Genomic DNA, 24,155 nt, shown 5'->3' with positions numbered 1-24,155 from the left:
CACGCCTGCCGCGAAGTGACCTTCTCCCCGTCATGGTGGTGGCGCAACCCGGCGCGAGGCTTCCGGTTGTGGGAGGCCAGCCAACGGCCTCCCCGATAGAAGGAACGCCTTCGATGATCGCTCGCCTCGCCCTTCTCGGCACCGCCGCCGCCGCGATGCTCTCCTTGGCGGCCCAGGCCCAGACGACGGCCCCGGCGGATGGCACGCCCGGCAACCCGCCCGGCACGGCCGCCACCCGCGCCCTGGATCGCGCGGCCGGCACCAACACCTCCGGCGCCTATCCCTCGCAGTCCGACGGCACCCGCGCCAACCCGCCGGGCACCGCCGCCAGCCGGGCCGTGGACCGCGCCGCGGGCACCAACACCTCCGGCGCCCATCCCGCGCAGTCGGACGGCACGCGCGCCAACCCGCCCGGCACGGCGGTCGGCCGTGCGGCCGATCGCGCCACCACGCCGCCCGCGCAGCACCGCCCCGCGCAGCACAGCACGACGCAGCACCGCCCGGCACAACACAGCGCGGCCACGACGCATGGCGCCAGCAACCCGCCCGGCACCGCGGCGGAGCGGGCCGTGGACCGCGCGGCGGGCACCAATACCTCGGGTGCCTATCCGTCCCAATCCGACGGCACGCCGTCCAACCCGCCCGGCACCGCCGTCGGGCGCGCAGTGGACCGCGCCACGCGCTGAGGAAGGGAGGGGCCCGGTTCGCCGGGCCCTTCTCCGCTCCGCGGTCTAGCCGCCCAGCCCGCCGCGGAAGGGCAGCAGCAGCAGCTCGTACCAGGCCATGTGTGCCACCCCGTAGAGCCCGGCCTTCCACATTAGGGCGGAGCGGAACCCGAACATCACCACCAGCATCGGCAACAGCCCCAGCGCGGCGGTCCAGAGCAGCTCCCGCCGCACCGGGCGGGCCAGCGCATCCGCCAGGGCCAGAGCCACGCGGTCCCGGTCATCCTGGTACACCACGCGTGCCAGGCGGATGCCGAACCGGGGGATGAGGGAGGCGGCGCGGCCAATCTCCTCCATCTTCGCCTCCAGCATGGTGATGGCGTAGCGGGCCAGGACGAAGAGGGCGAAGCGGAACACCGGCGCTCCCCGCAGCAGGAACAGCGCCCGCGCCAGCGGCCAGGCCGAGACCAGCCCCTGCGCGAAGTGGACGAGGTACCACATCAGCACCAGCCCGGCCGCGGCCAGGGCCCAAGTGATGCTCGGCAGGTATGGGGCGACCGCGGCCAGGACGAAGAAGATCGCCGTGACGCTGATGGCCACCAGCGCCTCGGAGGAAACGTAGCGGAACACGGCGTTGCCGATGAAGGCCTCCACCGCCGGTTCCAGCTCCGCCGCCAGCTCCCCCTCGCTCCCCGCCAGCAGGGCGGCGATGAGGGAGGCGCTGTCACCCTCCGGCGAGGGTTCCGCGAAACGTCTCGGCTCGGGTTGGACGGGGGCGGCCATGCCGGGCAGACTCCTCCCGATGTTCAGCAGGACCGTCAAGCCGGACCCGATCGCCATCGCGCTGGACCATGCCCGCCGGGCCGTGGCGGGCGGCGATCCCCTGCCTCTCCTCCTGCTCTGCACGGGGCGGGAGCGAGCGGAGATCGCGGCCGCCGCCGGGCTGGCGGAGACGGAGCCCCTGCCGCTGGCCCGCGCCCTGCGCCCCCTTCTGGTGGAGGGCGCGGACGCCCCCCCTGCCCTGCATGCCCGGCTGACGGCGCTGCGGGTCCGCAAGCTCTCCGCCCTCGGCGACACCTCCCCCGTGGCCCGGGGCTTCACCCGCCCGGCGCCTGCGCGCGGGAGCTGGGTCGGCCGCCTCCTCGGGCGCGGGGCGACGCTGCTGGACGAGGCGGTTTCCGCCGTGCCGGGGGTGGAGGACCGGATGGCGGGGATGCAGCGCTGCAACGTGCTGCTGGCCGGGCGGTCCGGGGCGGGGAAGAGCACGCTGGTGAACGCCGTCTTCGGCCGCGTGGCCGCGGAGACGGGGGAAGGCGCGCCGGTCTCCACCGTGGCCACCTGGTACCGCCACCCCTGCGCGCCCCTGCACTTGGCCGATACGCGCGGGCTGGAGCCTGGCGCCTACAAGGAAACGCGGGCGGCGGTGGAGGCGGAGCTGTCCCGGCTGGCGACCCTGCCGGAGGAGGAGCGGCTTCACCTCGCCTGGCTCTGCGTCGATGCGGCGGGGGAGCGGGTTGAGCCGGCGGACCGGGACCTCGCGCGGCTGCTGGCGGCCCAGGGCGTGCCCGTGATCCTGGTGCTGACCAAGGCTTGGGGCGAGGACCGCCTCACCGACGCCGTGCGCGAACTCATCCCGGAGGCGCGGGCCGCGCTACGCGTGGTGGCCGCGCCCCGCCTCTTTCCCGGCGGCGCCCGAGTGGAGGCGCGGGGGCTGGAGGCGCTAGTGTCGGCCACGGTGGAGGCGCTGCCGGAGGGCCGGCGCGCGGCCGCGGCGGCCGCCAATCTCGTCGCCCTCGCCCCGAAGATCGCGGAGGCGGAGGCCGCCATCGCCGCCCACGCCAAGGTCGCCGCGGCGCTGGCCGCCACGCCCATCCCCTTCGCCGACGCCGCGCTGCTCTTCGGCGTGCAGGCGAAGATGATCGTGGACGTGACGGTCCGGATGGGCACGCCGGCGGAGGAGATGCCGCTGAAGGCCGTGGCCGCCGCGCTGCTCGGGCCGGCCGCCGCGGGGGTGGGCGGGCGCGTGGCGGCGCGGAGCTTCGGCACGCTGCTGAAGTTCATCCCGGGCATCGGGACCGTGGCGGGCGGGGCCGTGAACGCGGCCCTGGCCTATGGAATCACCACGGCGCTGGGCCAGGCCTACCTCGCCTTCCTCAAGGACCGCTGGGCGGTGCTGCAGCACCCGCCGAGCCTGCAGGAGGTGGTTTCCTTCCTCGGGCGCTTCCGGGGCTAGCCACCGGGATGCATGCTGCGCCGCGTCATGCCCTGGGAGATGCCTGCTTGAAGCCCGTGATCCTGATGGCACCGCGCCTGCCCCAGCCGCTCGTGGCGCGGCTGGAGGAGCGGTACACGCTGCTCGGCCCCATGGAGCGCTCCGAGGCCGGTTTCGTGCCGGCGGGGGCTGAGGAGGCGCGGGCGCTGATCACGCTGGGCGGGATCAGGACCGATGCGGCGCTGATCGGGGCGCTGCCGGGGCTCCGCCTCGTCCTCTGCTACGGCACGGGCTTCGAGGGCGTGGACCTGCAGGCCGCCGCCGCACGCGGCATCGCCGTGACCAATGCGGGGGAGGCCAATGCGGAGGCCGTGGCGGAGTTCGCCATGGGCCTCGTGCTCGCGAGCGGCCGCAAGATCGCGGAGGGGGACCGCTACGTCCGGGAGGGACGCTGGACTGGCAACGCGGTGGAGCGCCTGCCGCTGGTGCCGGGCCTTTATGGGCGGCGGCTGGGTGTCTACGGGCTGGGCGCCATCGGCAGGCGAATCGCCACCCGGGCGGCCGCCTTCGGAATGGAGATCGCCTACCACAACCGCCGCGTGGCGGAGGGGGTGCCCTACGCCTATCACGACAGCCTGGCCTCCCTCGCCCGCTGGTCGGACGTGCTGATGGTGGCCGTGCGCGCGGCGCCGAAGAACCGGCACGCGGTGAACGCCGCCGTGCTGGAGGCGCTGGGGCCTGAGGGCGAGGTGGTGAACATCTCCCGTGGCAGCGTGGTGGACACTGAAGCGCTGTGCGACGCCCTGGAGCGCCGCGCGATTGCCGGCGCCGCGCTGGACGTGTTCGAGGATGAGCCGAAGGTGCCGGAACGGCTGCGCGCCATCCCCAGCGTCGTGCTCACGCCGCATGTCGCTGCCTATGCCGCCTCCGCGCAGAACGCGCAGCGGCAGCTGGTGCTGGACAATCTGGAAGCCTTCTTCGCGGGGCGTCCGCTCTCGAGCGTGGTGGCTTAAGGGCGAAACGCGGGCGGGGCCGGGCCGTTCCCACCGCTCTTGGCAATACTTTCGGGACCTGCGCCATTCCAGCACTCGACATCGACGAAGGCGACCTCGAGGAGGCGCGGCGGCTCAACCGGAAGCTGGCCTGGGCGCCGCGCTTCAAGATCCGCAACCGCTTCGACCAGATCCTCATCCAGTCGCTCCTGCGGCTATCGCAGATCGGCAGCGACCGGGCGGTCCGGCGGGCCGGACTGCATCTGGAGGAGCGGATCGCGGAGGCGGGCGGGCTTCGCGTGCCCGTGCGGATCCTGCGCCCCCTCGGCCCGGTGAAGGGCGTGGTGCTCGACATCCACGGCGGCGGCTGGGCCATCGGCAATGCCCGCGTGGATGACGGGCTGAACGCCGGGATCATCCGCGCCTGCGGCGTCGCTGTGGTGTCGGTCGAGTACCGGCTTGCCGGCCGCACGCCCGTCCAGGACGTGATCGAGGACTGCGTCGCGGCCGCGCGCTGGTTGCTGGGCGGCGGGCTGCCGGAATTTGCGGCGCTGCCGGTGGTGACGAGCGGCGAATCTGCGGGCGGCCACCTGGCCGTCGCCACGCTGCTGCGGCTGAAAGCGTGGCCTGAATTGCTGGGGCGCGTGCGCGGTGTCGTGCTGCACTACGGCGTCTACGACCTTGCGGGCACGAAGAGCCTGCGCGAGGCCGGGCGCGACACCCTCGTCCTGCCAGGCCGCGACCTCAGGAAGGCCTTGTGCCGCCTCACCCCGGAACTGGACGACGGGGAGCGCCGCGCACCGGACCTCTCGCCGCTCTACGCCGACCTGCAGGACCTGCCGCCGGCGCTGATGTTCGTGGGCGCGCTCGATCCGCTGCGGGACGACACGCTGGAACTGGCGGAACGATGGCGTGCGGCCGGCGAGGCGGAGATGCACCTGATCCCCGAATCCCCGCACGGCTTTATCCACTTCTCCACGCGCATCGCCACGAAGGTTCGCGCCCGCGGCTACGCGTGGATCCGGGAGAGGCTGCGCTAGGTCCCCACCCGCAGCGGCGCGCCCATCTTGCGCAGGCAGGCGACGACGGAGAGCGCGGTGATGCGCCCGGTCTTCGGGTTCTCGCTCGGGATGTTCTCGATCTGCACGGAGAAGGCGGCGGAATCCGCGTCCACCTCGATCCGGTGCGTGTTGCGCGTCAGCGCCGGGTCCGCCCAGATCTCCAGCTCCGTCCGGTCCGGCCCGATGCCGGCGAGCGATAGGGCGACGGCGACGTTGAGGTTCGCAGGGAAGCCGATTGCCGCCTCGCGCGGCGTGCCCTTGAAGATCCGCAGCGGTTCCTTGATGTCGTCGATGGCGATGTTGTTCTCCACGAGATAGGGCGCGCCGACGAGGCCGCGCACGGGCTTGCGCGTGACCATCCGCACGGAGTGGATGGTGCCTTCCGCCGCGGCCGCCACCGCGTCCAGCCCGATCAGCGCGCCGGTGGGCACGGTGATCTGGCCGCCATGCTCCTTCGCCAGCTCCAGCAGGTGCTCCGCCCGCAGCAGCGCGCCCGCGCTCAGCACCACCACGCCCTTGCCGGCGCGCAGGAAGGGCTCGGCGATGGCAGGCAGCAGGGCGGCGGGGGCGGCCTCAACCACGATGTCGGCCAGCGGCTCCAGCGCTTCCACCGGCACCACGAGAACGTCGCGCGACGTGGCGGCGGAGAGGCGGGCCTTCGCGGCCCCGATATCGCGTGCGGAGACGGCGGCCAGCGCGCAGCCCGGCAGCCCCTTCTCCAGCGCGGCGACCACGGCCATGCCGACCGCGCCCAGGCCGGCGACGGCGATGCGAAGGGGGGGTCTGTTGCTCATGGCCTGTCCTCGTGTCACGCGATTCGTGAGAATGCCCGACCGCCGCGCTCGGAAACCATGCGTCCGCGGCCGCGTCCAGCACCCGACATAACGCGGGAAGGAGTCGGCGCACATGGACCTCGGCATCAAGGACCGCGTGGCGGTCGTCACGGGCGGCGATTCCGGGATCGGGCTGGAGACGGCGCGGTTCCTCCTCGCCGAGGGCGCGAAGGTCGTGCTGTCCGACAAGGATGCCGGTGCGCTGGAGAAGGCCGCCGCCGGGCTGGACGGCGCGGTGAAGGCCGTGGCCGCCGACCTGACGAAGCCCGCCGAGGTGGAGGCCCTGGCGCTCGCGGCGCGTGAGGCCTTCGGGCCCGTGGGCATCCTGGTGAACGCCGCCGGGATCACCGGACCGACGGGCGTCTTCCACACGTTGACAGATGAGGACTGGAGGACGGCGCTGGAGGTGGATTTCCTCTCCGCCGTTCGCGTCTGCCGCGCCCTGATCCCTGGCATGGTGGAGCAGGGCTGGGGGCGCGTGGTGCTGATCGGCTCCGAGGATGCGGTGCAGCCCTATCCGGACGAGCTGCCCTACTGCGCGGCAAAGGCCGCGATCCTCAACCTCACCAAGGGCCTGTCCAAGACCTATGCGCGCCAGGGCGTACTCGTGAACAGCGTTTCCCCCGCCTATATCGAGACGCCGATGACAGACGCCATGATGGAGAAGCGCGCGAAGGAGCGCGGCACGTCCTTCGAGGAGGCCGTGCAGTCCTTCCTGAAGGAGGAGCGTCCGACGCTGGAGCTGCACCGCCGCGGGCGCGTGGAGGAGGTGGCGTCGGTGATCGCGTTGCTCTGCTCGGAACGGGCGAGCTTCGTCAACGGTGCGAACTACCGCGTGGACGGTGGCTCGGTTGCCACTATGGCCGTCTGAGCGTTCTATCGGGCCCAACACTTTCACCCCCGCGACGTTAGGTGCGTTGAAGAGGGCGGGTGATGGCCAGGACTGGACCGATGTTCGACGTGGTTGTGCTGGAAGACGACGACCTCGTCCGGGATGTCCTGACCGACATCATCGAGGCGGAGGGCTTCGCCGTGCGCCCTGCCGCCACTGCCGATATCGCGCTGGCGCATCTCGACTCCAGCGCGGGGTGCAGCCTTCTGCTGACGGATATCGACCTCGGACCCGGCCCAAACGGGTTCGATACGGCGAAGGTCGCTCAGGAGAAGCACCCCGAGTTGCCGGTGATCTACCTCACCGGCCGCCCGGCCCACGGCAACGCCCGCAACTTCGGCCCCAATGAGCGCTTCCTCCGCAAGCCCTTCCGCACGCGGGAGTTGGTGGATGCAATGCGGAGCCTCGGCGTGAACCCGCCTTCCGACGAAGCCTAGAGCATCGCCAGAGCCTGCTTGCGCCGGGGTGGCGGGAAGGCGGCGTCCAGGGCGCGCAGGTCCTCCTCCGTCAGCACAATGTCCCGCGCCGCCGCGTTCTGGCGGACATGGTCGGAAGCGGCGGCTTTCGGAATGGCGATGATCCCCTCCTGCCGCAGGGTGAAGGCGAGCGCGATCGCCGCCGGACCGGTGCCGTGGCGCGCGGCCACATCCCGCAGGGCCGCATTCCGCAGCAGCCGCCCGCCCTGCCCCACGGGAGAATAGGCCATCACCGGCATCCCGTGGTCCCGGCAGAAGGGCAGCAGGTCGTATTCCGGCCCTCGGGCCTCCAGGTTGTAGAGAACCTGGTCCGTGGCGCAGTCCGGCAGGGCGGCGCCCAACTCCTCCAGATCGTCCAGGTCGAGGTTGGAGACGCCCCAGCGGCGAATCTTCCCCGCCTCCACGAGGCGCCCGAAGGCCTCCACCGTCTCCGCCAACGGCACGCCGCCGCGCCAGTGCAGCAGATAGAGGTCGATCGTCTCCACCCCCATCCGGCGAAGGCTGGCATCGCAGCTGCGGGCCATGCGGGCGCGGGAGGCGTTCTGGGGATAGACCTTGCTGACGATGAAGGCCTCCTCCCGCCGCCCGGCCACCGCGTCCCGCACGACCTCCTCCGCGCCGCCGTCCGCGTACATCTCCGCGGTGTCGATGAGGGTCATGCCAAGGTCCAGGCCGAGTCGCAGCGCATCCGCCTCCGCCCGCCGGTCGCTCCCGCGCTCGCCCATGTGCCAGGTGCCCTGGCCGAGCACCGGTACCTCCGTCCCGTCCGGCAGGCGAGCGGTTCGCTGTGGCTTCGCGGTCATGCTGCGGCTTCCCTGTCACCTGTCACGCGATCGCGCGCCGCGCGGCGGGCGCGCCCGTGCGAATGTGGTGGGGATGACGCGGCTTGTCGCCCTCCTGCTCCTGCTCGTGCTGCCACCCCTTGGCCCGGCCCTCTCCCAGGGGAGTGGTTCCGGCGGCGGCACCGAATCGGTCGGCTCCTGGCTCCTCTCCTGCTCCGTGGACCGCATGACGGATCGGTCGGAGTGCCGGATGCTCAACCGCCAGCCCGTCTCGCCCGCTTCGGCCGGTCTCGCGGCCCTGGCGCTGGAGGTGGCGGACCGGGGCGGGAAGCTGGTGCCGGTGGTCACCGCCCGGGACCTCTCGCTGGAAGGCGCCGGGCGCGGGCTGCTGGCGCTGACGGGCACCGCCCAGCTTCGATTCCCGCCCAATCGCCTCTTCGACATGCCCTGCGGGCTGGAGGGACGCTCCCTCGTCTGCGCCCCGCGGGAGGGCGACCTGGCCCGTGCCGCCGCAGAGCTTCCGGGGGCCACCCGCGTCCTCGTCCGGATCGACGGGCTGCTGGTGCCGGAACCGCAGGCGATGAAGGAGCCGGTCGAGTTCCCCCTGTCCGGCACGGCCGAGGCGCTGGCCCGGTTCCGGGCACGCCAGCCGGAAGGGGCCGCCCCGCCCCCACCGCCCTCCGGCCTGCCGGATCTGCGGGAGATGCTCTCCCGCTTCATGGCCGTCATCGGCCCCCTCATCACACCGTGACCCACCCGGGAAGGACGCACCAGAAAAGCATGTCGCAGCACAGCCGAAGGCCACCCCGCGCCCGGGGCGCCCCTTACCTCCTCCTCGCCCTTCTCGGCCTCACCCTGCCCGCCTGCTCCGAGTTGCTGGGCGAGACCTCGGCCGCCGGTGCCGGCCTGGGCGCTGCCGCCATCTCGGACGCCATCGGCGCCAGTGCCACCGTCACGACCGGCATCGGCCTGGGCGTGCAGGCGGGGGTGCGGGCCGGGCTGCACTACGCCCAGCGGCGCGCCCATGGGGAGGCGCAGACCCGCGTGGCGCAGGCGGCGGGCCCGCTGCCGGTGGGCGGCGTTGCCCCCTGGTCCATCGAGCACGGCGTGCCGATCGAGCCGGACGAGCGCGGCGAGGTGACGGTGGTCCGCCTGATCGAGGCCGGGACGATCCGCTGCAAGGAGATCGTCTTCTCCGTGGATGCCACCACCCGGCCGGAGGAACAGCCGCAGCGCGGCTTCTACACCGCCTATGTCTGCCAGGACGGCGCCAACTGGCGCTGGGCCTCCGCGGAACCGGCCACCGAGCGCTGGGGCAGCCTGCAGTGATGCGGCGCCTTGCCCTGCCCTTCCTGGTGCTGGTGCCGCTCTCCGGCTGCGGCCTCGCCACGGACCTGACGAGCGCGGCGGCGGGTGTCGCGGCCGGCACGGCCACGGCGAACCCGGCCCTGGGCTTCGGCATCGCGGTGGGCACGCGCGCGGCGGTCCAGGCCGGGCTGAACTGGGCCGTGCGCGTCCGGGCGCGAGGGGAGCAGGACGCGGTGGCGGAGGCCATCGGCCGCCTCGCCCCCGGCGAGACCCTGGCCTGGCGAAGCGAGCACACTATTCCCTTCGGCGACGAGGAGGGCGAGGCCCGGCTGGTGCGGGAGATGGTCACGCCGCTGGCCACCTGCCGGGAGGCGCTGTTCTCCATCGCCGAGGGCGAGGGGGCGGAGCGCACGCAGGAGTGGTTCCTCACCACCGCCTGCCGCCAGAAGGGCGGGGATGGGGAACGCTGGAAATGGGCCGCGGCGGAGCCGGCCACGGCGCGCTGGGGCAGCCTGCAGTAGCGGCCCCGGGAGTCAGGCCGGGATCGCCCAGCCTACCAGCGCGATCCCCGGTAGCCGCTGCCCCCGCCGCCGGAGAAACCGCCTCCCGGCATCCCGCCGAAGCCGGGGATGCGGGGCGGGCGGTCGCCATTGCCCTGCGGCCCGATGGCCGGGCCGGTGCCGCCCATGCCCGGCTGCCCGTAGGTCACCCGCCCTCCGGAATAGTTCGGGACTGGGTATCGGGATACCTCCGTTTCCTGCACCGGCTCGGGCGCGGTCCGGGATCCGGTCCGGGCCGCGGCCCGGCGGGCCGGCTGGGGCTGCGGATCGGCGGGCAGCGCGGCCAGGCGGCGGCCGGCGGTGCGGCCGGCCTCGCCACCCGGGTCCAGCGTCCGGGCGCGGTCGTAGGAGCGCCGCGCGAAGGCGTTCTGCCCGGCCGCCTGCTGCCGCGTCCCCAACTCCAGCAGGGCGGCGGCGCGCTGGTCCGCCGGGGGCGGATCCCGCATCGCGGCCAGGGTCACGGAATCCATCGGTTCCCCGGTGTCGCGTCCGGCGGCGGAGAGCCAGGCGCGGTAGGCCTCCTGCGTGCGCCCCCCGGCCACGCCGTCCGTACCCCCGGTCTCGAAGCCCATGCCGGTCAGCAGGCGCTGTGCCTCCGCCACGCCGGCGCGGTCCAGCGGCTCGCGCTGCAGGGCGGGCTCGGCCACCGGGGGCTTGCCGACGATGCGGGAGGTGGCGGCGGCGGTGCTGCCCAGCCGCTCCAGCCGCGCGCGGGCCAGGGCGGCGAAGCGGCCCTGCGGGAAGGCGGCGAGATAGGCCTCAAGCTCCTGCCGATCACTGGTGCCCTGGATGGAGTTCCAGAAGGCCAGTTCCATCGCCGTGCCCGGGTCCGGGGCGGATGGAGCATTGGCAGCCTCGGCGGGGCGGACGACGCCGGCCAGGAAGACGTCGTTGAACAGGCCGTCATTGCTCCAGGGCGTCTGCTTTCCACCGGTGGCCTGGAACACCCTCTGCCGGACGCGGGTGAGCATCTGCCGCACCTCGATCCCCTCGGTCGGCAGATAGTCGATCAGCGCCGCGGCGAAGGGGCTCGCGCCGTCGGCCCCGTCCAGCGCGACGTTGCCCGGCTCCGTCGAGAAGACCAGCAGCGTGCCGCGCTGGGAGGTCTCGACCCTCGCGAGGCCGCGCGAGACGCCGCGCGAGGCGGTCTGGCCCGCCATCTGGGCGGCGAAAGGGTTGTCGCGGCAGGCATCAAGGATAACGATCCGCGTCCTGGCCCCGTCCAGCCGCTCCAGCAGGCGCTCCAGCCCGATCGCCTCGTCCTCCACGTCCCGCACATCGGCCAGGCGCGCATCGACGGGCAGCAGGTAGTTCTCGGCGCTTGCCCCGCGGCTGACCTGCACCCCGTGGCCGGCATAGAAGACGAGCGCCACCTCGGCGCCCTGGGCCCGGTCCCCGAACTCCCGCAGGGCGCGCATCATCGTCGGCCGGTCCGTGTCCAGATAGGCGGAGGTCTGGAAGCCCAGCTTCTGCAGGGCGGCGGCGACGCCGCTCGCATCGCTCGCGGCGTTCGCCAGTGCGCCGTGCCGCTGATAGGCGCTGTTGCCGATGACGAGGGCGATCCGCTGGGCCAGCGCGCCGCTGCAGGGCAGCAGCAGCGCCAGGACGAGCAGGAGAAGGGCCGGGATCTTTTGGCCGGTCTTCATGGCCGGTCTCCGTCAGTGGGGACGCGGCATGCTTTCCCGAGCCGCGAGGGTCGTGGTTACTTTTAGTCCCTTCCGAGGATCATACCCAGGGCAAAACAACCCGTGGCGGCGGGGGCGCGGCCCTCAGCCCCCGGCCGGCTCCCGCCGCAGCAGCCAGATGCCGAGCACGACGGAGACGACGAAGAGCGCCGCCCCGAGGAGGAGCTGCGCCGTGCGGTCCACCGCCACCCCATCGCCCAGCAGCACGAAGACGAGGGTCTGCGGCAGGTATCCCAGGGCGGAGGCCGCCAGGAAGGGCGCGAGCCGCAGCCCGGACAGCCCGGCCAGCAGGTTGAGGGCGAGATTGTTGCCCACGGGCAGCAGCCGCAGCGCCAGGGTGGCGCCGAAGGGGCTGCCGGCCAGCCTGTCGTGCAGCGGGCGCAGGCGGCGGCCGAAACGGCCCTGCAGCCGCCGTTCCGCCCAGCCGCGGCCGATCATGCGGGCCCAGAGGAAGGCGATGGCGCAGCCCAGCACCTGCGCCAGCAGCGAGAGCGCCGTGCCGATCGTGGCGCCGAAGGCATAGCCGCCGAGGAAGGCCACGGCCTGGCGGGGCAGGCCGGCGGCGGCGGCGGCGGTGCCGGCGGCGATGAACACAGCCTCGCCGAACAGCCCCTGGCCGCGAATCCAGTGGTCCACCCAGGCCATCCCGCTCTCGCCGCCAGGGGCGAGGCCGAGGGTGCGGATGATCCAGCCCGCGACGCCCAGCCCGGCGGCCAGCAGCGCCATCCGCCCGGCCGCCACCACCGCGCGGCGGGTGCGGGTGGCGGGGGTGCCGGCCCCAGTCGTGGCGCTCACGGGGTGGCGTTCATGGGGAAGCCGGGTCGTCGGGCAGCAGGCGCGGGCGTTTCCAGCGGCGCTGCAGCCACATCATCCCCAGCAGGTCCACCACCCCCACCGCCAGCCGATCCAGCGTGCCGTAGTTGGAGACGCCGCGCGTGCGCGGGCGGTGCCCCACCGGCTCGCTCACCACCCGCCCCCCGGCGCGCAGCACCAGGGCGGGGAGGAAGCGATGCATGTGGTCGAAGGGCGGCAGGGTGAGGAAGAGCTCCCGCGGGAAGACCTTCAGCCCGCAGCCCGTGTCCGGGGTGGCGTCGCCGAGCAGCTTGGCGCGGATGCGGTTGGCGATGCGGCTGGTCACGCGCTTCGTGGCCGTGTCCTTGCGGGTGGTGCGCCAGCCCGCGACGAGCGTGTCCATTCCCTCCGCCCTCGCCCGGGCCCAGGCGCGCGGGATGTCCGCCGGGTCGTTCTGCCCGTCCCCGTCCAGCGTGGCGATCCAGGGGGCGCGGGCGGCACGGATGCCCGTGACGATGGCGGCAGACTGCCCGCAGGAGGAGGCGTGGCGCAGCAGCCGCACCGTGCCCAGCGCCCGCACCGACTCCGCCGTGGCATCCGTGGAGCCGTCATCCACGTAGATGATCTCGTGCGGCGTGCCGGCCAGGGCGGCGGCGATCTCCGCGACGAGCGGCGCGACATTGGGCGCCTCGTTCCGGACCGGCACCACGACGCTGATCGCCGGGGCGCTGGAATCCGGGGTTTCCGAGGGGTTGGAGGTGGGGAGCATGCGGCGGCGGGGGGTAGCAGGGGGCGGCGGGTGCGTCCAGCGCGGCGGTTGCGGCCCTCTTGGGACAGTCGGATAATACCCCCCTGCCGTACCTACGGTCCGCGCGCTTGCCCTGCCCTGCCCTCTCTCCCACCTTCGGGACATCATGCCCTTCGACGCCCAGGCCCCTTTTCTGAGCACCGCGGCCGCCCCGACCGGGCGGGCCCGCGCGGTGGCGTGGTGGCTGCTGGCCGTGGCGGCCATGGTCTGGGTGATGGTTGCCCTCGGCGGCGCCACCCGGCTGACGGGGTCCGGCCTGTCGATCATGGAATGGGCCCCGCTCCGCGGCACGCTGCCGCCGATGAGCGAGGCGGAGTGGAACCGCCTCTACGACCTCTACCGCACCATCCCGCAATACGAGCTGGTGAACCGCGGCTTCGGGCTGGAGGGCTTCAAGGGCATCTTCTGGCTGGAATGGACCCACCGCCTCTGGGGGCGGCTGATCGGGCTGGTCTACGGCCTGGGGCTGCTCTGGTTCTGGATGCGCGGGGCGATCCCGAAAGGCTACGGCAGGCGCCTCGTGCTGCTGCTGGCCTTGGGCGGGCTGCAGGGGGCGGTGGGCTGGTTCATGGTCGCCTCGGGCTTCGAGGCGGACCGCACGGCCGTCTCCCCCTGGCGGCTGGTGATCCATCTCAGCCTCGCGCTCCTGCTGTTCGCCGTGCTGCTCTGGACCGCGCTCTCCCTGCTTCGGCCGGGGCGGGACGCGCCGGCCGAGGCCCGTTTCCTGCGGCCCCTGGCCCATGCCACGGCGGGGCTGGTGGTGCTGACGATGCTGGCGGGCGGCTTCGTGGCCGGGATCAAGGCGGGGCTGGACTACAACACCTTCCCGCTCATGGCCGGCCAGATCGTGCCGGAGGGCTATGGCGGCACCGGCGCCACCACCTTCCTCCATGCCCTGGTGGGGGATGTGGCGACGGTGCAGTTCAACCACCGGCTGCTCGCCACCCTCACCGGCCTCTCCGCGCTTGCACTGGGCGCGCTGGGGCTGGCCCGCCTGCCGCGGGGGCCGGCACGTCGGGCGGCGGGCGGCTGCACGGCGGTGGTGCTCCTCCAGTACGGCCTCGGCGTCTCGACCCTGGTGCATGCGGTGCCGGCCTGGCTCGGCACCCTGCACCAGACGGTGGCGGTGGCGGTGCTGGCCGGCGCGCTGGTGCTGCTGCACGCGCTGCGGGGGCCCCGCGCGGGCCGGCCCGCTTGAGCGATCCCCCGCCGTCCGAGGATCTCTACCGGACCGTTCTCGAAGCGCTGCCGCACGGCGTCTGCGTCTATGGGCCGGACCGGCGGGTGCGGCTGGTGAACGCGGCCTATCAGCGGATCATGGAAGGGTCCGAGGTGGCGGTAGGCGAGCACCACGCGGACATCATCGCCCGCCGCGTGGCCTCCGGCGAGTACGGGCCCCAGGTGGAGGCGGCCCTGCTGCTGATGCAGGACGACTTCGTCAATCCCACCGCCTACGAGCAGATCCGCACCCGGCCGAACGGCACGGTGGTGGTGGCGCGGATCGTGCCGCTGCCGGATGGTGGGCTGGCGGCCGTCTTCACGGACGTGACCCGCCGCGCCAAGGCGGAGGCCGCCACCCGGCAGCGCACCGAGACCTTGCAGGCCATGCTGGACAACCAGCCGGACGGCCTGGCCCTGTTCGACGGTGAGGGCTTCCTCATCGCGGCCAATGCCTTGGCCGCGCGGCTGACGGGGCTGGGCGAGGAGACGATGCGCCCGGGGCGCCACGTGGACGAGCTACGGCTGCTGCAGCTCGCCTCCCTCGAGTTCGGGGACCTGACCAGCCCGGCGGCGCGGGACGCGATCGCGCGCAGCCGGGGCAGCATCTCGGAGACGGGCCGCTTCGTCCGCACGCGCCCGGACGGCACGGTGCTGGAGGTGCGGACCGACCCCATGCCCGGCGGCGGCTTCATCCGCGCCTATCGCGACGTGACGGAGGAGCGGCGGGCGCGGGCGGAGCTGGAGGCGGCGCGCGACGCGGCCGAGGCGGCGTCCCGCGCCAAGTCCGGCTTCCTGGCGACGATGACGCACGAGCTGCGCACGCCGCTGCACGCCGTGATCGGCTTCTCCGAGGCCATCCTGGAGGAGACGCGGCCGGAAGCCGTGCGCGACCACGCGAAGGAGGTCCTGGCGGCCGGGCGGCAGCTGCTGGGGCTGGTGGACGGCCTGTTGGAGGCGACGCGGATCGAGGCCGGCGCCCTCTCCCTCCGCGGGGCGGTGCTGGATCCGCTGCCGATCCTGCGGGCCGCCGCCGTCGCCGGCCGCCGCCTCGCCGAGGGGGCGGGGATCGCCTTCGAGGAGGCGCTGCCGGCAGGGCTGCCATCGATGCGCGGCGATGGCGGGCGGTTGCGCCAGGTGATGGACGCCCTCATCTCCAATGCCGTGAAGTTCACCCCCGCCGGTGGGCGGGTGACGCTCTCCGCCGCGACCCGGGAAGGGGGCGGGATGGAGATCGTCGTCTCCGACACGGGCATTGGCATGGCGCAGGAGGACATCCCGCGCGCCTTCGAGGCCTTCACCCAGCTCGAGGGCGGGCTGAGCCGCCGGTATCCCGGCTCCGGCCTCGGCCTCTATCTCTCCCGCGCCCTGACGGGGGCGATGGGGATCGGGCTGGATCTGCACAGCACGCCCGGCAAGGGCACCACCGTCCGGTTGGCCGTGCCGCCGGTCGAGGAGAGTTCGGCATGATCCATTCGACCACGGGTTCAAACACGGGCGACACGCCGCTCGACGCCACCGCGCGCCTGTTCTTCCGCGAGCTGGACGGGGGCGAGGCGGCCCGCATCACCGCCGATGCCCTCTCCGGCGCCGAGGATGGGGAGCTGTTCCTGGAGTACCGGGAGAGCGAGATGACGAGCCTGGAGGATGGGCGCATCCGCTCCGCCACCTTCGACACGCAGCGCGGCTTCGGCCTGCGCGCCGTGCGCGGGGCGGCCGCCGCCTATGCCCATGCCGGGGAGGTGACGGCCCCTGCCCTGCGCCGCGCCGCCGCCGCCGTGCGCGGCCTGCCGGGCGAAGGAACGATCCGCGTCGCGGAGCCGCCGCGCGCGACGAACGCCCGGCTCTACGATTCCGCCAACCCGCTGCCGCTGCTGCCGTTCGAGGCGAAGACGGCGCTGCTGGCGGGAATCGACGCCTATGCCCGCGGCCGCGATTCCCGCGTGGTGCAGGTGATGGCCTCGCTGTACGGCGAGTGGCAGGCCGTGCGGATCATCCGCGCGGACGGGCGCGAAGTGGCGGACCTTCGCCCGCTGGTGCGGCTGAACGTGAACGTGGTGGTGGAGCGCGACGGGCGGCGCGAAACCGGCAGCTACGGCACCGGCGGCCGCTTCTCCTACGACCGCGTGCTGGGCGAGGCGACCTGGAAGGCCGCGGTGGACGAGGCGCTGCGCCAGGCCGTGCTGAACCTGGACAGCGTGCCGGCGCCGGCCGGCGAGATGGAGGTGGTGCTGGGGCCGGGCTGGCCGGGCATCCTGCTGCACGAGGCGATCGGCCACGGGCTGGAGGGCGACTTCAATCGCAAGGGCACGAGCGCCTTCGCCGGGCTGATGGGCCAGCGGGTGGCCAGCAAGGGCGTGACGGTGGTGGATGACGGCACCATCCCCGACCGGCGGGGATCGCTGACCATCGACGACGAGGGCACGCCGACCGGCCGCACGGTGATGATCGAGGACGGCATCCTGACGGGCTTCATCCAGGACCGCCAGAACGCGCGGCTGATGGGCGTCTCCCCCACCGGCAACGGGCGGCGCCAGAGCTACGCCCACGCGCCGATGCCGCGCATGACGAACACGGTGATGCTCGGCGGCGAGCACCACCCGGAGGAGATCCTGCGCAGCGTGAAGCGCGGCATCTATGCCGTGAACTTCGGCGGCGGGCAGGTGGACATCACGTCCGGCAAGTTCGTGTTCTCCGCGAGCGAGGCCTACATGATCGAGGACGGCAGGCTCGGCGCGCCGGTGAAGGGCGCGACCCTGATCGGCGACGGGCCGAGCGCGTTGACCCAGGTCTCGATGATCGGCAACGACATGGCGCTGGATGCGGGCATCGGCACCTGCGGCAAGCAGGGCCAGGGCGTGCCCGTGGGCGTGGGCCAGCCGACGCTGAAGATGACGGGGCTGACGATCGGCGGCACGGCCGTCTGACTTGGGCGGCTGGGACTTCGTCCTCGCGGCGCTTGCGGTCGCCATCGCCTCCGTCGTCCAGCTCTCGGCGGGGCTGGGGCTGACCCTGGTGGGGGTGCCGATGCTCGTCGCCATCGACCCGCGGCTGGTGCCGGTGCCGTTCATCCTCTCCGCCCTGCCGATGATGTTCGGGCAGTGGCGGGTGGACTCGGCCCATGTGCCCAAGGGAATGCTGCTGCCCTCGGTGCTCGGCGTGGCGCTGGGGACGGCGGCGGGGATGGCGCTGTCCGTGGTCCAGCCGGGCATCGCCACGCCGCGCGGCTACGGCATCGTCACCCTCGTCGCCGTGGCGCTCGCCGTCGTGGTGCCACGGCTGCGGCCGACGGTGCCGATGCTGGCCGGCGCGGGCCTCGTCTCCGGCGTCATGGGCGGGATTTCCGGCGTGCACGGGCCGCTGATGGGGCTGGTGGTCTCCCACTTGCCGGCGCAGGCGGTGCGGGGCTTCCTCGGGCTGTTCTGGCTCCTGGCGCACCTCACCCTGTTGGCCATGGCGATCCCCGCCGGCCGGCTGGGCTGGGGGGAGGTGTGGCTGGCCCTCGGGTTGCTGCCGGGCGTAGCCTTGGGTGCGGCGCTTTCCGGCCCCGCGCGGCGCTGGCTTCACGGGCCGCGGCTGCGCTGGGCCATCCTCGCCATCTCGGCGGCGGGCGGGATCGCGCTGGTGATGAGGGGATGATCCGTTGCGCCTTGCAAGGCCGGAGGAGGCGGAGGCGATCCGCGCGTTGGTGGAGCGGGCCTATGCCCCCTACATCCCGGTGATCGGCCGCCGCCCCGCACCAATGGACGACGACCACGCCGCGCGGATCGCCCGGGGGCAGGCGCATGTGATGGAGCGGGGCGGCGCCATCATCGCCCTGGCCGTGATCGAAGCGCGCGCGGACTACCTCTGGATCGAGAACCTGGCGGTGGAGCCCGGGCTGCATGGCGGCGGGATCGGTCGCGCCCTCCTCGCCTTCGCGGAGGCGGAGGCCCGGCGGTGGGGCCTGCCGGAGTTGCGGCTGCTGACGAATGCGCGGATGGAGCGCAACCGCGCCCTCTATGCCCGGGCCGGCTTCCGGGAGACGGAGGAGCGGGAGGAGAACGGCCTCCGCCGCGTCTACATGGCCCGGCTCCTGAACCCGGCCTGATCCGGCCCGACCCTGTTGGCCCCGGCCCTGGCGGCACGCCTCGGGCCGAGGCTATCGTCCTCGCGATTGGGTTCGGGCCGCGGCCTGCCCGCCAAGGGATGCCGATGCGCGAAACGCCCCCCCGCCTCCCTGCACTCCATCTTGTTGCCAGGGGGCTGCTCGGCGCGGCGCTGCTGGCCCTGGCCGGCGCGGGCAGCGCGGCGGCGCAGGAGCCGTTGCGGCTGCGCGTGGTCGGCGGCCTCGGCGGCGTGTCCCAGTACACCCGCTACGAGGAGCCCTTCTGGCGGGAGCGCGTGTCGGAGCTGACGCGGGGCCGGGTGGTGGCGGAGATCACCCCCTCCGACCGCTCGGGCATTCCGCCGGACGCGATGCTGTCGCGGATCCAGCGCGGCGAGGTGCCCTTCGGGACCATCCTGCTCGCCGGGGCGGCGGCGGAGGAGCCGGAGTTCCAGGCGCTGGACCTGCCCCTGCAGAACCCGGACATCGCGGCGCTGCGCCGGACCGTGCAGCTCTACCGCCCCCACCTCCAGCGACTGCTGGCCGAGCGCTACGGGATCGAGCTGCTCTCGGTTCTCACCTACCCCGCGCAGGTTGTCTGGTGCCGGCGCCCCTTCGCCGGGCTGTCGGAACTGGCGGGCCGACGGATCCGCATCTCCTCCCTCGGGCAGGGGGAGGTGTTCGAGGCGCTCGGCGCCACCCCGGTCTCCGTGCCCTTCGGCGGCATGGTGCAGGCAATGCGAGACGGGGCCGTGGAATGCGCCGTCACCGGCGCCCTGTCCGGCGGCGCCATCGGGCTGCAGACGGTCGCCACGCACATCCAGGACATGGCGCTGAGCTGGGGCGTCTCCATCTTCGTCGCCAACCGTACGGCCTGGAATGCTCTGCCCGAGGATGTCCGCACGCCGTTGCGGGAAGGGCTGAACGGCCTGGAGACAGCGATCTGGGCGGGCGTCGAGGGCGAGACGACGGAGGGGATGCGCTGCGCCGCGGGCGCACCGGGCTGCAACGGCGCGGCCGGCCGCCTGACCGCCGTGCCGATGACGCCCGATGACGCGAAGCTGCGGCGCGGGCTCCTCAACTGGACCGTGCTGCCGCGCTGGATCGACCGATGCGGCCCGGACTGCGCCGAGGTGTGGAACGGCTCGCTCGCGGCCGGGTCGGGGATCCAGGCCCATGCCCGCTGAGGCTGCGGCGCGCGGCCGCCTTGCTGCCTGGACCGGGCGGATCAGCGTCCGCGCGGCGGGGATCGTGCTGCTGATGCTGGTGGTCCTCGGCACCCTCTCCGGCGGCGCAGCGCTCCTCGGGGCGCGGCAGGCCGTCATCATCGAGGAGCTGGGCATCCGGCAGCGCGGCCAGACCGAGGCGGTGGACGGCTTCGCCAGCGCCCTTTTCGCCTTCAGCGGCTTCCTGTCCAACGTCGCGCTGGGCGAGGTGCGGCCGCCGGTGGCCGCCCGCCGCGTGACCCGGCAGGTGGAGCTGCTGACGGCCGAGTACGAGGGGCTGATCGCGCGCATCGGCGATCGCCTGGACCCGCTTCTCGTCACGCTCACGCGGGACATGATCCGGCGCACGGGCCCGCTGGGCGAGGAGATGCGCCAGGCCTTCGCCGAGGAGCGGCGGGAGCGCTACGCCGCGCTGAACGATGCCTGGCGCGTGCGCGCCGTGACGTTCGACAGCCTTGTGGGCGAGGCCCGCCGCGTTGTGCGGGACGAGGCGGCGGGGAACCTGGACCGGGCGGCGCAGGTGGCGCGGACGGCACGGCTGGTGAACGGCGTCGGTTTGGCGGTGGGGCTGGTGGGGCTGCTGCTCACTTGGCTCGTCCTCGTCCGCCTCACCGCCCGCCCGCTGGCGCGGGTGGCGGGCGCCATGGAGAGCCTGGCCCATGGGCAGGCGGAGGCCGAGGTGCCGGAGACCGCCCGCCGCGACCAGGTGGGCGAGATGGCCCGCGCCCTTCTGGTGTTCCGCGACAACCTCCTCACCACTCGCCGTCTGGGCGAGCAGGCGCTGGACGGGGCACGGCGGACGGCGGTGGCGACCACCCAGGCCTCCGACGCCATCGGCCAGATCTCGGATGGCGCGATGACGCAGCTCGCGGAGCTGAACCACCTGGCGGAGGCGCTGAGCCACAGCCGCGACGCCATCCGCTCCGTCGGAGGCATCACCCAGGGCTCCCACGAGACGACGCAGGCCGCCCGCCACCTGCTGGCCGAGAGCCTCACGAAAATCGCGGGGCTGGTGGAGGTGGTGGATTCCGTGGGCGAGGACACGGAGCGCGTGACGCGCATCGCCGCCAATATCGGCCGCATCGCCACGCAGACGAACATCCTGGCCATCAATGCCGCGATCGAGGCGGCGCGGGCCGGGGAGCACGGGCGCGGCCTCTCCGTTGTGGCAGAGGAGGTGCGGGCGCTGGCCGTCAACACGGAGGCCCTGGCGCAGGAAATCGCCGATGCGGTGGTGCGCGCCGGCACCCGCGCGCGGGAGGGCCGGCAGAACGCCGCCGCCGTGGGCGAGGCGATGGACGAGCTGGAGCGGCTGGTGGGCGAGAGCGCCCGCCTGTCCGGTGCCACCGCCATCGCCATGGAGCAGCAGGAGGCGACGGTGGGCAGCATCGCCGAGCGCGTGGAAGTCCTGACGCGCATCGGCCAGAGCAACGCCACCTCGGCGGAGGAGATCACGGTGACGATGATTGACCTCTCGCGGCTCGCGGACGAGACGCGATCGGCGGTGGAGACGGTGACGGCGGAGGGGCGGTAGCCCCTCCCGATTACAGCGCCGCTTCGCCGAACACCTTGGAGACGTCCCCGCCCCACTCCCCGGCATTGCGGCGCAGCCAGTGGTCGGCCTGGGTCTCGCCGGAGGAGACGATGCGCTCCAGCGGTGCGAGGAAGCGTTCCTCCCCATGGCCGCGGGCGCGCAACCCGTCCCGCGAGATCGCCAGCACCGCCTGAGCCACGTCGCGCAGCGGCACGTCGCCGATCACGGAATCCAGCGCACGCCGCGGCACGTCGGTTCGCAGCGCGTGCATCTGCGCGACCGACCAGTCCCGCACCAGCGCGGCCGCCGCCTTCTGCGCGGCATCGTCGTAGAGCAGCCCCACCCAGAAGGCCGGCAGGGCGCAGACCATGGTGGCGGAGCCCATGTCGGAACCGCGCATCTCCAGGAAGCGCTTCAGGCGGACATCGGTGAACACCGTGGTCACGTGGTCCGCCCAATCGCCCATCGTGGCGCGGATGGAGGGGTCGGAGGGGAGGCCCTTCGCCATGAACTGGCGGAAGGTGCAGCCCGTGGCGTCCACGAAGCGGCCATCGCGCATGATGAAGTACATGGGCACGTCCAGCACCCAGTCCGCGAAGCGCTCGAAGCCGAAGCCGTCCTCGAAGACGATCGGGGGGATGCCCGTGCGGTCCGGGTCCGTGCGGGTCCAGACCAGGCCGCGCAAGCTGCGGTACTCCGTCGCCTCGCCCTCCCGGAAAGGGGAATTGGCAAAAAGGGCGGTGGCGAGCGGCTGGAGCGCGAGGGAGATGCGGAGCTTCTCCACCATGTCCGCCTCGTCGCCGAAGTCGAGGTTGGCCTGCACGGTGGCGGTGCGGAGCATCATGTCCAGCCCCATGTCACCCACCCGCGGCATGTAGTTCCGCATGATGGCGTAGCGGGTCTTGGGCATCCAGGGCATCGCCTCCCGCGTCGCCAGCGGGTGGAAGCCGAGGCCGGCGAAGCCGATGCCCAGGGGCTCTGCCACCTCCCGCAGGTCGCGCAGGTGGTCCTCCAGCTCCGCCTCGGTCTCGCCGATTGTGGCGACGGGCGCGCCGGAAAGCTCGAACTGCCCGCCCGGCTCCAGGCTCACGCTCGCCTCACCGCGCTTGAGGCCGATGAGCTTGCCGTTGTCCTCGATCCGCTCCCAGCCCTTGCCCACCAAGCCTTCCAGCAGGGCACCAATGCCGTTGGGCTCATAGACCGGGGGCAGGAAGCCCTCCGTCCGGAAGCCGATCTTCTCGTGCTCGGTGCCGACGCGCCAGGCGTCCCGCGGCTTGCTGCCGGCGGCGAACCAGCCGGCAAGGTCGCGCGTGGACTCGATGGGCGTGAGGTCGGCCTCCCCAGGATTCGACATGCGTTCTTCTACTCGTTCCCGTGGTGGGCCCAATCGCCGCGGATCGCCTGCACCACAGCGAGCGCCGAGACCGCCGCCGTCTCCGCCCGGAGGATTCGGGGGCCGAGGCTGGCCAGTGCAACAAAGGGACGACCTGCCAAGGCGTCAAGTTCCGGTCCCGTGAAGCCCCCCTCCGGCCCGATGAGGATCGCGGGGTCCGGCGCCGTCACGCAGGCCGCCAGGGGGGTGGCGCCGCGGCGCTCGGCGGCGGCGATCAGGGGGGATCCGTCCCAGGAATCCAGCACCGCGTGCAGGGGCGCGGCCTCCGCCAACGCCGGCACGTCCAGCCGCTCGCACTGCTCCGCCGCCTCCCGCGCGATGAGGAGGAGGCGGGCGCGGTTCACCCGGTCCGGCACGGAGCGGGCAGTGAGGACGGGGCGGATCGCCCGGGCGCCGAGTTCCGTGGCCTTCTCCACCACCCATTCCATCGCCTCCCGTTTCAGGGCGGCCACTAGAAGGATGGGGCCGGCGGCGGGGGGCTGGGGACGCAGGAGGACGTCTGGCACCAGGGTGGCGTCATCCTTGCGGATGGCGGCGATGCGGGCGCGCCACTCCCCGTCCCGCCCGTTGAAGAGGATCACCTGATCCCCCACCGCCTTCCGCATCACCGCGCCGAGATAGCGCCCCTGGCCGGGCGCGGCGGGGATGCCATGCCCTTCCCGCAACTCATGCTCGGTGTGGAGGCGCGGGATGGACAAGGGCGGTGATCCGTCGGAAGGGGCTGGGGTGGCTCCTTACACCGATATCCGTCGCGAAGGCCTCCCCGCCTGGCTGCCCGCAGCATGGGTGCCCTACGCGCTGCTCATGCGGCTGGACCGGCCGATCGGGTCCTGGCTCCTCTACCTGCCCGGCCCCTGGGCCTTCGCGGTCGCCGCCCCCTCCTGGGGCCGGGGCCTCTGGCTGGCCCTCCTGTTCGGGGTGGGCGCAGTGGTGATGCGCGGCGCGGGCTGCGTGGTGAACGACCTCTGGGACCGCGACCTGGACCGGCAGGTGGAGCGCACGCGCGGGCGGCCGCTGGCCTCCGGCGCCGTGACGCCGCGGCAGGCCCTGGCCTTCCTCGCGGGCCTGATGCTGGTCGGGCTGGCGATCCTGGTGCAGCTGCCCCTGCCCGCGATCCTCTTCGGCGCCGCCTCCCTCGTCCCGATCGTGCTCTATCCCCTGGCCAAGCGCGTCACGAACTGGCCGCAGGCGATGCTCGGCTTCGTCTTCACCTGGGCAGCGCCGACGGGCTGGCTGGCCGCCACCGGCCACTTCGCCGCGCCCGCCTTCCTTCTCTGGGGCGCCGCCTTCTTCTGGACCCTGGCCTACGACACGATCTACGCCCACCAGGACCGCGAGGACGACGCGCTGGTCGGCATCCGCTCCTCCGCGCTCACCCTCGGGGACCGGACGGCGGGGTTCCTGGGCGTGACCTTCACGGCCTGTATCCTGCTGCTGGCGGCGGCGGGGTGGACGGCGGGGCTGCACCCGCTCTTTCTCGCCGGGCTGCTGCTGCCGGCCGCGCATTTCTCCTGGCAGGTGCGGCGGCTGGACATCCACGACCCGGCCCTTTGCCTCCGCCTGTTCAAGTCGAACCGGGACGCTGGGCTGCTGGTGGTGCTGGCCTTTCTGCTGGGCCGGCCGTGAGGGGT

General features: G+C 73.3%; 25 protein-coding genes. 17 read left to right on the top strand and 8 right to left on the bottom strand.

Features of this window, described 5'->3' with window-relative positions; genetic code table 11:
* Positions 1–113 precede the first annotated feature (113 nt).
* Positions 114–686 (top strand): hypothetical protein, encoded by a 573-nt coding sequence (locus J5Y10_RS27655; RefSeq protein ID WP_245214170.1) that lies wholly within the window; start codon positions 114–116, stop codon positions 684–686.
* Positions 687–731: 45 nt separating this feature from the next.
* Here the strand turns inward: J5Y10_RS27655 and J5Y10_RS00850 are convergent, their stop codons facing one another.
* On the bottom strand, positions 732–1,448 hold the full coding sequence (locus tag J5Y10_RS00850) for a hypothetical protein (RefSeq protein WP_209369790.1): 717 nt from the start codon (positions 1,446–1,448) through the stop codon (positions 732–734).
* 19 nt (positions 1,449–1,467) lie between these two features.
* On the opposite strand from J5Y10_RS00850, the gene J5Y10_RS00845 reads away from it, so the two are divergent.
* From J5Y10_RS00845 to J5Y10_RS00835, 3 genes are all read left to right on the top strand, one after another.
* Entirely contained in the window at positions 1,468–2,898 is a 1,431-nt protein-coding gene (locus J5Y10_RS00845; protein ID WP_209369789.1) for a GTPase, read from the top strand.
* A gap of 56 nt (positions 2,899–2,954) precedes the next feature.
* Complete coding sequence (locus J5Y10_RS00840; RefSeq protein ID WP_342452815.1) at positions 2,955–3,890, top strand: 2-hydroxyacid dehydrogenase; 936 nt, start codon at positions 2,955–2,957, stop codon at positions 3,888–3,890.
* A gap of 278 nt (positions 3,891–4,168) precedes the next feature.
* Positions 4,169–4,909, top strand: coding sequence for an alpha/beta hydrolase (locus tag J5Y10_RS00835; RefSeq protein WP_209369787.1), 741 nt, complete (start codon positions 4,169–4,171; stop codon positions 4,907–4,909).
* On the opposite strand, the gene J5Y10_RS00830 is transcribed toward J5Y10_RS00835, so the two are convergent.
* Entirely contained in the window at positions 4,906–5,724 is an 819-nt protein-coding gene (locus tag J5Y10_RS00830; RefSeq protein WP_209369786.1) for an aspartate dehydrogenase, read from the bottom strand. The two genes, J5Y10_RS00835 and J5Y10_RS00830, sit on opposite strands and share 4 nt — an antisense overlap.
* A 112-nt stretch (positions 5,725–5,836) precedes the next feature.
* Here J5Y10_RS00830 and J5Y10_RS00825 point away from each other — a divergent pair, with 112 nt between their 5' ends.
* Together J5Y10_RS00825 and J5Y10_RS00820 are read left to right on the top strand one after the other, a co-directional pair.
* A complete protein-coding gene (locus J5Y10_RS00825; RefSeq protein ID WP_209369785.1) occupies positions 5,837–6,634 on the top strand; it encodes an SDR family NAD(P)-dependent oxidoreductase in 798 nt (265 codons plus the stop codon).
* A gap of 80 nt (positions 6,635–6,714) precedes the next feature.
* Positions 6,715–7,092, top strand: coding sequence for a response regulator (locus J5Y10_RS00820; protein ID WP_209369784.1), 378 nt, complete (start codon positions 6,715–6,717; stop codon positions 7,090–7,092).
* Here the strand turns inward: J5Y10_RS00820 and J5Y10_RS00815 are convergent.
* Positions 7,089–7,934, bottom strand: coding sequence for an aldo/keto reductase (locus J5Y10_RS00815; protein ID WP_209369783.1), 846 nt, complete (start codon positions 7,932–7,934; stop codon positions 7,089–7,091). The two genes, J5Y10_RS00820 and J5Y10_RS00815, sit on opposite strands and share 4 nt — an antisense overlap.
* 73 nt (positions 7,935–8,007) lie before the next feature.
* Here J5Y10_RS00815 and J5Y10_RS00810 point away from each other — a divergent pair, with 73 nt between their 5' ends.
* Genes J5Y10_RS00810 through J5Y10_RS00800 form a run of 3 tightly spaced genes read left to right on the top strand, consistent with a single transcriptional unit; the run spans position 8,008 to position 9,742 of the window.
* The gene (locus J5Y10_RS00810) at positions 8,008–8,664 is read left to right on the top strand and encodes a hypothetical protein (RefSeq protein WP_209369782.1); all 657 of its coding nucleotides are present in this window, start codon (positions 8,008–8,010) and stop codon (positions 8,662–8,664) included.
* A gap of 29 nt (positions 8,665–8,693) precedes the next feature.
* Entirely contained in the window at positions 8,694–9,242 is a 549-nt protein-coding gene (locus J5Y10_RS00805) for a hypothetical protein (RefSeq protein WP_209369781.1), read from the top strand.
* Complete coding sequence (locus tag J5Y10_RS00800; protein WP_209369780.1) at positions 9,242–9,742, top strand: hypothetical protein; 501 nt, start codon at positions 9,242–9,244, stop codon at positions 9,740–9,742. The genes J5Y10_RS00805 and J5Y10_RS00800 overlap by 1 nt, the downstream gene beginning before the upstream one ends.
* Positions 9,743–9,774: 32 nt before the next feature.
* Here the strand turns inward: J5Y10_RS00800 and J5Y10_RS00795 are convergent, their stop codons facing one another.
* The 3 genes from J5Y10_RS00795 to J5Y10_RS00785 form a co-directional block, all read right to left on the bottom strand.
* Complete coding sequence (locus tag J5Y10_RS00795; RefSeq protein WP_209369779.1) at positions 9,775–11,427, bottom strand: caspase family protein; 1,653 nt, start codon at positions 11,425–11,427, stop codon at positions 9,775–9,777.
* A 123-nt stretch (positions 11,428–11,550) separates the two neighbouring features.
* Entirely contained in the window at positions 11,551–12,261 is a 711-nt protein-coding gene (locus J5Y10_RS00790; protein ID WP_342452797.1) for a TVP38/TMEM64 family protein, read from the bottom strand.
* A gap of 10 nt (positions 12,262–12,271) precedes the next feature.
* Positions 12,272–13,027 carry a glycosyltransferase family 2 protein gene (locus J5Y10_RS00785; RefSeq protein ID WP_209369778.1) on the bottom strand — a complete coding sequence of 252 codons (756 nt, stop codon included), beginning with the start codon at positions 13,025–13,027 and terminating at the stop codon, positions 12,272–12,274.
* A 145-nt stretch (positions 13,028–13,172) separates the two neighbouring features.
* On the opposite strand from J5Y10_RS00785, the gene J5Y10_RS00780 reads away from it, so the two are divergent.
* The 7 genes from J5Y10_RS00780 to J5Y10_RS28270 all read left to right on the top strand — a co-directional run bounded on the left by J5Y10_RS00780 (position 13,173) and on the right by J5Y10_RS28270 (position 21,131).
* Positions 13,173–14,264 (top strand): COX15/CtaA family protein, encoded by a 1,092-nt coding sequence (locus tag J5Y10_RS00780; RefSeq protein ID WP_209369777.1) that lies wholly within the window; start codon positions 13,173–13,175, stop codon positions 14,262–14,264.
* Positions 14,261–15,754 carry a PAS domain-containing sensor histidine kinase gene (locus J5Y10_RS00775; protein WP_209369776.1) on the top strand — a complete coding sequence of 498 codons (1,494 nt, stop codon included), beginning with the start codon at positions 14,261–14,263 and terminating at the stop codon, positions 15,752–15,754. Before J5Y10_RS00780 ends, J5Y10_RS00775 begins: the two co-directional genes overlap by 4 nt.
* Positions 15,751–17,211: a metalloprotease TldD gene (gene tldD, locus J5Y10_RS00770; RefSeq protein ID WP_209369775.1), complete on the top strand. Its 1,461-nt coding sequence runs from the start codon at positions 15,751–15,753 to the stop codon at positions 17,209–17,211. Before J5Y10_RS00775 ends, tldD begins: the two co-directional genes overlap by 4 nt.
* Before the next feature lies 1 nt (position 17,212).
* Entirely contained in the window at positions 17,213–17,923 is a 711-nt protein-coding gene (locus tag J5Y10_RS00765) for a TSUP family transporter (protein WP_209369774.1), read from the top strand.
* A 4-nt stretch (positions 17,924–17,927) separates the two neighbouring features.
* On the top strand, positions 17,928–18,374 hold the full coding sequence (locus J5Y10_RS00760; RefSeq protein ID WP_209369773.1) for a GNAT family N-acetyltransferase: 447 nt from the start codon (positions 17,928–17,930) through the stop codon (positions 18,372–18,374).
* Between the two features lie 104 nt (positions 18,375–18,478).
* Positions 18,479–19,558, top strand: coding sequence for a TRAP transporter substrate-binding protein (locus tag J5Y10_RS00755; protein WP_245214169.1), 1,080 nt, complete (start codon positions 18,479–18,481; stop codon positions 19,556–19,558).
* Entirely contained in the window at positions 19,548–21,131 is a 1,584-nt protein-coding gene (locus tag J5Y10_RS28270; protein WP_209369771.1) for a methyl-accepting chemotaxis protein, read from the top strand. The genes J5Y10_RS00755 and J5Y10_RS28270 overlap by 11 nt, the downstream gene beginning before the upstream one ends.
* A 10-nt stretch (positions 21,132–21,141) precedes the next feature.
* On the opposite strand, the gene J5Y10_RS00745 is transcribed toward J5Y10_RS28270, so the two are convergent.
* Entirely contained in the window at positions 21,142–22,485 is a 1,344-nt protein-coding gene (locus J5Y10_RS00745; protein WP_209369770.1) for a glutamate--cysteine ligase, read from the bottom strand.
* An 8-nt stretch (positions 22,486–22,493) separates the two neighbouring features.
* A complete protein-coding gene (locus J5Y10_RS00740; RefSeq protein WP_209369769.1) occupies positions 22,494–23,222 on the bottom strand; it encodes a 16S rRNA (uracil(1498)-N(3))-methyltransferase in 729 nt (242 codons plus the stop codon).
* On the opposite strand from J5Y10_RS00740, the gene ubiA reads away from it, so the two are divergent.
* A complete protein-coding gene (gene ubiA / locus J5Y10_RS00735; RefSeq protein WP_209369768.1) occupies positions 23,215–24,150 on the top strand; it encodes a 4-hydroxybenzoate octaprenyltransferase in 936 nt (311 codons plus the stop codon). The two genes, J5Y10_RS00740 and ubiA, sit on opposite strands and share 8 nt — an antisense overlap.
* The last annotated feature ends 5 nt before the right edge of the window (positions 24,151–24,155 follow it).

The sequence above is a fragment of the Roseomonas indoligenes genome (assembly GCF_017813365.1).
Taxonomy (GTDB): Bacteria; Pseudomonadota; Alphaproteobacteria; order Acetobacterales; family Acetobacteraceae; genus Roseomonas; species Roseomonas indoligenes.
Note: the sequence above shows the minus strand (reverse complement) of the source record. Positions and strands in the feature narration are given on the sequence as shown.

What these genes read in the sequence shown, in the direction of transcription:
- J5Y10_RS00815 (WP_209369783.1), bottom strand. Translation starts at nt 7,934, where the DNA reads ATGACCGCGAAGCCACAGCGAACCGCTCGCCTGCCGGACGGGACGGAG.
- J5Y10_RS00820 (WP_209369784.1), top strand. Translation starts at nt 6,715, where the DNA reads ATGTTCGACGTGGTTGTGCTGGAAGACGACGACCTCGTCCGGGATGTC.
- J5Y10_RS00805 (WP_209369781.1), top strand. Translation starts at nt 8,694, where the DNA reads ATGTCGCAGCACAGCCGAAGGCCACCCCGCGCCCGGGGCGCCCCTTAC.
- J5Y10_RS00850 (WP_209369790.1), bottom strand. Translation starts at nt 1,448, where the DNA reads ATGGCCGCCCCCGTCCAACCCGAGCCGAGACGTTTCGCGGAACCCTCG.
- J5Y10_RS00800 (WP_209369780.1), top strand. Translation starts at nt 9,242, where the DNA reads ATGCGGCGCCTTGCCCTGCCCTTCCTGGTGCTGGTGCCGCTCTCCGGC.
- tldD (WP_209369775.1), top strand. Translation starts at nt 15,751, where the DNA reads ATGATCCATTCGACCACGGGTTCAAACACGGGCGACACGCCGCTCGAC.
- J5Y10_RS00785 (WP_209369778.1), bottom strand. Translation starts at nt 13,027, where the DNA reads ATGCTCCCCACCTCCAACCCCTCGGAAACCCCGGATTCCAGCGCCCCG.
- J5Y10_RS00755 (WP_245214169.1), top strand. Translation starts at nt 18,479, where the DNA reads ATGCGCGAAACGCCCCCCCGCCTCCCTGCACTCCATCTTGTTGCCAGG.
- J5Y10_RS00845 (WP_209369789.1), top strand. Translation starts at nt 1,468, where the DNA reads ATGTTCAGCAGGACCGTCAAGCCGGACCCGATCGCCATCGCGCTGGAC.
- J5Y10_RS00745 (WP_209369770.1), bottom strand. Translation starts at nt 22,485, where the DNA reads ATGTCGAATCCTGGGGAGGCCGACCTCACGCCCATCGAGTCCACGCGC.
- J5Y10_RS00810 (WP_209369782.1), top strand. Translation starts at nt 8,008, where the DNA reads ATGACGCGGCTTGTCGCCCTCCTGCTCCTGCTCGTGCTGCCACCCCTT.
- J5Y10_RS28270 (WP_209369771.1), top strand. Translation starts at nt 19,548, where the DNA reads ATGCCCGCTGAGGCTGCGGCGCGCGGCCGCCTTGCTGCCTGGACCGGG.
- J5Y10_RS00780 (WP_209369777.1), top strand. Translation starts at nt 13,173, where the DNA reads ATGCCCTTCGACGCCCAGGCCCCTTTTCTGAGCACCGCGGCCGCCCCG.
- J5Y10_RS00825 (WP_209369785.1), top strand. Translation starts at nt 5,837, where the DNA reads ATGGACCTCGGCATCAAGGACCGCGTGGCGGTCGTCACGGGCGGCGAT.
- J5Y10_RS00830 (WP_209369786.1), bottom strand. Translation starts at nt 5,724, where the DNA reads ATGAGCAACAGACCCCCCCTTCGCATCGCCGTCGCCGGCCTGGGCGCG.
- J5Y10_RS00795 (WP_209369779.1), bottom strand. Translation starts at nt 11,427, where the DNA reads ATGAAGACCGGCCAAAAGATCCCGGCCCTTCTCCTGCTCGTCCTGGCG.
- ubiA (WP_209369768.1), top strand. Translation starts at nt 23,215, where the DNA reads ATGGACAAGGGCGGTGATCCGTCGGAAGGGGCTGGGGTGGCTCCTTAC.
- J5Y10_RS27655 (WP_245214170.1), top strand. Translation starts at nt 114, where the DNA reads ATGATCGCTCGCCTCGCCCTTCTCGGCACCGCCGCCGCCGCGATGCTC.